This window comes from Blastococcus sp. TF02A-35 (assembly GCF_004571075.1).
Classification (GTDB): domain Bacteria; phylum Actinomycetota; class Actinomycetes; order Mycobacteriales; family Geodermatophilaceae; genus Blastococcus.
In genome coordinates this window covers 1-5,253 of record NZ_SPQP01000074.1, presented here as the reverse complement: position 1 = coordinate 5,253, position 5,253 = coordinate 1, and the positions used below count along the sequence as shown (strand labels likewise).

Here is a 5,253-nt window from a genome sequence, read left to right as displayed (position 1 = left end):
CGAAGCCGATCACCTCCCGGCCGATCGGGGACCACAGCAGGATCGGAATCGACAGCAGCGCGGCCACCAGGAAGCGGTTGCGCATGTCGCGAGCCATGTCATCCATCGACATCCCGGCGTGGTGGCCACCGTGCCCCATCGCGTCCTGCGGCGTCATCCCCGCATGCTCGCCGTGTCCCTCGTGCTGGCCATGCCCGGCGTGCTCGCCCCCGGACTGGGCGGCGGGCACCGTCATGGCCGCGTGGTCGTGTGTCGCCGCGCTCGCTGCGGGACGGTGACCGTCGTGAGCCCCGACGTGATGCGGCTCGGCGGCCGGGTCGCAGACATGCTGCGGAACCGACTGTCCGGCGCAGTGATAGCCGCAATCACGCACCCAGGCCGCCAACTCCGCCACCGACGTCCGCGACGGGTCGTAGGTGACCGTCGCCGTCTGGGACACCGGGTTCGCCTCGACGCTCAGCACGCCGGGCCGCCTGCCCAGCACCGCCTCCGCCACGGCTTTCTCCGAGGCCCAGTGCACGCCAGAGACCTCCAGCACGGTGGTCTGCTGCTGCGTTGGCATGACCCACTCCCTCACGTCGGTGTGCTCTGTGCCGCCTCAACGGCTACTACCCCCTGGGGGTACCCGTCTGAAGGCTAGTACCCCCTGGGGGTATTCCACCAGGCTAAAGTTTCCCGCTGCTAGGTCGCCATTGGTCGGGCACGAGAGCGATCGGGCAGGCATCAGTACCGCAGCGGGACGTGGCCCCCACCCGAAGCGACGAGCCCACATGCCGAGCCGCACCGTCCGGGCAGTCGCCTGCGGAAGTACCCAGGTGCGAGGGGGTTAGCCCGCGTAGCGGGTGGTGAACGAATCGCCGCCGTCGGTGCTGACGAGGATGGTCGCCGGAGAGACCGCGACGTAGATGCTTTCGACACCTTCGCGGTAGTCGACGAGCACTGCTTCGGGCTCCGCCTGGACCGACCCCTGCTCCGTCCAGGTCGTTCCGCCGTCGGTCGACTCGTGAACGGCGCCGTCGGGCGTGAGTCCGTAGAGCGACGAGGTGGCGGGCCAGGCCAGCACGGTGACGCCGGGAGCAGTCGGAACGGTCGTCCATGTCCGGCCGCCGTCCTCGCTGCGCAGCAGCCCTTGCTCGATCGTCGCCAGCAGCACCTCTGGGTCCTCGGGGTGCACGGCCAAGTCGCGCAGGTCCAGGGTGCTGCGGGTCTCCCAGGTCAGCCCCTCGTCGACCGAGACCATCACGCGGCCGGTTCCCGCGTCCCACCCGTAGACGTTGCCGTGCGCCGCACGCAGCGCGTGGAAGTCCACCTCGCCGCCGAGGGACACGATGTCCCAGGATTCACCGGCATCCTCGCTGCGGATCAGCCCGAGCCGCGTCGGGAAGTCCGGGTCCATCTGAAAGTCCGGGTGCCCCGAGCCGAGGAACGTGCCCGGCCCGGCGACGGTGAAGCCCATCGTGTCCTGATGTCGGTCGGCGACCCGAGTGGCGTCGCCGTCCTCCGGCACGCGGAACAGCCCGAAGTGGCTGGCCGCATAAAGCATGCCGTCAGCCGGATCCACGCCCAGCCCGTGCACATGCTCCATCCCGACATCCGCCGCCGGGCGTGGGTGTGAGTCGGTTGCGGGGCTGTCCGAAGGTTCGGTCGTGCAGGCGGTCAGCGTGAGCGTCAGTCCGCCCGCAATGGCGAGCGCGGCGCACCGGCGGAGCAAGGAGGTCTCCCGTCAAGTCGGGGGTGCGTCGGGCATGACGCCGTCCCGAGCCTACGAGGCTCCGCCTCACCGGCCAGGGGGGCGGTGGTCGCACCGCCAGCCCCGACCTGTCTCACTGCCCTGGCACCCTGACGCCGTGCCCGCAACGCCTCCCACCCCACGTGACGCGGCGCGGCGGGCGTATCTCCGGGCCAACCTGCCCAAGGCAATGCTCGCCGGATCACCGTCCACGGCCATGCAGGTGCTCTACGACCGCCCGGACGCCGAGGTACTGCTCCCCAGCGACGAAGCCGTCGAGGCCAGCGACAACAACGTCGAGCCGTTCGCTCTGCGCCTCGGGGACCTGTGGTTCCTCGGCAGCCAGCAGCCCGGCCACCCCTCGTTCCGCCGCTGGCGTCACGAGTCGCCCGACGAGCGGCTGGCGGGCCTGCGGCACGCCCTGCGCCACATCCACGGCCCCTACGACCCGATCGCTGCCCTCAACGATCTCTGGCGCTACGACGCCATGTTCCCCACGTTCCTGGAGTACGACCTCGGCTGGCAGGTCTTTGCCGCCCTCGACCACGACCGCCGCGAGGCAGCCCGCCTGGCGATCGCCCTGGACCGGGGCGTGGACCTGGCCGGGCAGATGCTCAACTACCAGCATCACAAGCCGCGCGTCGCCGAAGTCACCGACATCGTCCGGACGGTCGGCGAACGGATGGGCATCCCCGACCTCGACGAAGAGGTCGACCGGGTCGTGGAACGGCTCTTGTGCGGAGCAGAACTGACCGACCTGGAAGCCCGAGCCCAGCAGATGCTGACCACCCCACCGACCCCCGAGTAGCCCACCCCGGCGGCCTCACCCGGCGGCGGACGGGCGCTGACCCGATCGGGTTGCCGCTGGCCTGTAGGTGCACCGCCTGGCTGCCGACGTGAATGATGTGAGTTCGCAGGTCACACACCGAACGGGGAGGGGAGCAATGGCTGGCCGCAGACGCGAAGCGGAGGAGACCCGCTTCGACTCCCTGCTGTGGCAGTTCGCCGACCTCGGTCAGGACCTCGGTTCACTAGCCGAGGCCGTAAGCCGCGCCGCCGGTTCCCCCGCCGAGCAGATCGCCGTGGAGACGGTGATCGCCGGAGACGCGAACCCGCTGACGGTGATCGCCGAGTTCGTCGCCGGTGACCTGCGCACCGTTGGCCTGGTCACCCTGCTGCGGGTGGACGACGAGCACGGTCCGTTCGTTCTCGGCGCCTGGCCGACCGCGCACGACGGCGTCTTCCACCTGGTCGGCAGCGTCCCCACCACCGACCCGCGTTGGCGCAAGGTCGAACGGTGGGTGATCAAGGCCGCCCCCGAGATCGTGCCGGTCTTCCTCGACCATGACGACTTCGCCGACATCGGCACCGCCCTGTCCGAGTTCGGCGAGGTCGAGGTCAGCCGCCTGACCGCCCGCAAGCGCGCGGACCTGTCCTCACTGAACCGAGGCTGGGCCGCCCGCTCCGGCTCGCTGCGCCCCTCGCACCACGAGGCGATCGGCAACGCCGAAGCCGAGGGCGCGTCCGTGCGCACCCTCACGCTACACATCGCCGAACAGATCAGCCTGCACCTGCGCCGCCGCGCGGGCGCGACCTTCTACAACGGCGACTTCCACCTGTTCGACCGCGTCGTCCTCGGACGCCTCGCGACCGCCGCGTTCCGCCGCCGGGCGCTCATGGCCGGGCGCGAGCGCCGCGTGGATGCCCCGCCGCCGGAGCCGATCAGCATCCGCTTGCCTGCGCCAATCCTGGTCGACGCCGAGGCCACCGGCGAGGTGCTGGCCGAACTGGAGCGCCAGCGCGGCCTCGTGATCGCCGTCCTGCACCGCAACCCCTACCTGCACGTCGTGGTCACCGACTCCGCCGACGGATCCAACTTCGACGTGTTCGTGACCACCCCCGACGCCATCGAGGTGCACCCCGGATTCCGCTCCAGCCTGGGCGCGCTCACCCGTCTGACCCAGAACCTCGGCGAGCGGTTCGAGGCGCTAGAGATCACCGAAGCGAAGCGACCGGAGTCGGTGTCCCTCGACGACCTGGTCGTCCCGCTCTGAGCCCGTGCCGCCACCCGCATCCGGCAACGCCGCCGAAGAACAGCACCTGCTCGACGGCTTCGCCACCTACGACCAGCACGTAGATGTCGTCTCCGCGCTGGAGTGGCTGTTCACCACGGTCAAGGGCCTGAAGGACACCGTCGCCCACTTCGAGCGGTTCCCGCGCATCCCCGTACCCGGCAACAAGAAGAACTACTGGACGCCGGACTTCACCGTGCTGTTCACCGACGGCACAGCGATCGTCGGCGAGATCGCCCAGTTCGCCCTGCACGAGGGCAGCGTCGACAAGTTGTGCACCCAGATCGGCCGCTATGCCACCCTCACCCGTGTCCCCGACGCGCAGGGCGGACTCGCCGCCGTGCACCACGTGGACTTGATGCTGCTCGTGCAGATGAAGATCGGGCTGCTCGCCGTCCAGCGGATCATCGCCGACCGCCTGGCCAACCCCGACCACCCGTACGACCCGCCCCGGCCGCCGTGCATCGTGCAGTTCGCCCGCACTGAGTCCTACTACCTGTTCCAGCGGCTGCCCGACCCCTCCAATGGAGACCTGTACAGCAGCGACCGCGAACCGCACATCGGCACCAAACTGCGCGAAGGGCTACCTGTCGAGGCCCGCTTCTTCGCCGACACCAAGTCCGCACGCGGCTTCATCAACGACCCCATCCAGCCGCTCTACCTCGCCACCCACCTGTGGACCCGCACCTGGCGCACCATGTACGGCGGCGGCACCACCGACATCACCATCGACGAGAAGTCCACGACGACCCAACTTCAGAGCGAGTACGGCGTCGGCCGCATCTCCGTCGTCCGCGACGCCATGGCACTGCTGGAGCGAGCGGGCCTGGCCGCCAACGACGGCAACGGCACCTGGACCGTGTCCCGGAAACTGATCCGCCGCTCCGGCGACGGCGACATCCACAAGGTCATCGCCAAGCGCGCCACCTCGAAGGCCCCACCGCCGATGGTGACCCGCCGACCCGCCACCAAGCCGCAGCCGACCCAGGACACCCTGTTCTGACGGGGGCGGGCTCGCCGTCGCCAGGTGCGAGCAGGATCTCGGGCCTCAACCGATCAAGAACACCCCGTCCTGCGGATCGTTCGTAGACCGGTCACCGCCTGCCGATAGCAGGCGGGACCGCAAGCGAAAGTCCAGCAGAGAAGGCGCCATGTCGAGCCGACGCAAGCCCCGCAAGAACCGCAACAGCCTGCACTCCACCCCTCGGAACGCAGCCGCGCACGCCGACCGCGTCTACATGGAGCCGGTGCGCATGACGATCGAGGGTGAGGGCTACGACGTCGAGTTCGACATCGCCACCGCCCTGTACGCGATTGGCAGCGGAAGGGACTGCTGCACGAGTAGGTGACATCTGATCTGTGGTGCCGTGAGGCGCCGCTGGAAGGATGTTCACCGTGCCCAAGCCCTACCCCAAGGAGTTCCGCGACGACGTCGTGAACGTTGCTCGCAAC

The 5,253-nt window shown here is 69.6% G+C and carries 6 protein-coding genes; 4 read left to right on the top strand and 2 right to left on the bottom strand.

All coding sequences use genetic code 11. From position 1 onward, the window contains the following. Both E4P43_RS19485 and E4P43_RS19480 read right to left on the bottom strand, forming a co-directional pair. The coding region (locus E4P43_RS19485) for a heavy-metal-associated domain-containing protein (RefSeq protein ID WP_135147167.1) at positions 1-562 on the bottom strand (562 nt) is incomplete at its 3' end. Positions 563-826: 264 nt separating this feature from the next. Then, entirely contained in the window at positions 827-1,585 is a 759-nt protein-coding gene (locus E4P43_RS19480; protein ID WP_167759260.1) for a F510_1955 family glycosylhydrolase, read from the bottom strand. A gap of 361 nt (positions 1,586-1,946) precedes the next feature. On the opposite strand from E4P43_RS19480, the gene E4P43_RS19475 reads away from it, so the two are divergent. The 4 genes from E4P43_RS19475 (at position 1,947) to E4P43_RS19460 (ending at position 5,150) form a co-directional block, all read left to right on the top strand. Continuing rightward, positions 1,947-2,537 (top strand): hypothetical protein, encoded by a 591-nt coding sequence (locus E4P43_RS19475; RefSeq protein WP_135147165.1) that lies wholly within the window; start codon positions 1,947-1,949, stop codon positions 2,535-2,537. Between the two features lie 136 nt (positions 2,538-2,673). After that, positions 2,674-3,783, top strand: coding sequence for a hypothetical protein (locus E4P43_RS19470; RefSeq protein ID WP_135147164.1), 1,110 nt, complete (start codon positions 2,674-2,676; stop codon positions 3,781-3,783). 4 nt (positions 3,784-3,787) lie between these two features. Next, the gene (locus tag E4P43_RS19465) at positions 3,788-4,804 is read left to right on the top strand and encodes a hypothetical protein (RefSeq protein ID WP_135147163.1); all 1,017 of its coding nucleotides are present in this window, start codon (positions 3,788-3,790) and stop codon (positions 4,802-4,804) included. Between the two features lie 148 nt (positions 4,805-4,952). Next, a complete protein-coding gene (locus tag E4P43_RS19460; RefSeq protein WP_135147162.1) occupies positions 4,953-5,150 on the top strand; it encodes a hypothetical protein in 198 nt (65 codons plus the stop codon). Positions 5,151-5,253: the final 103 nt, after the last annotated feature.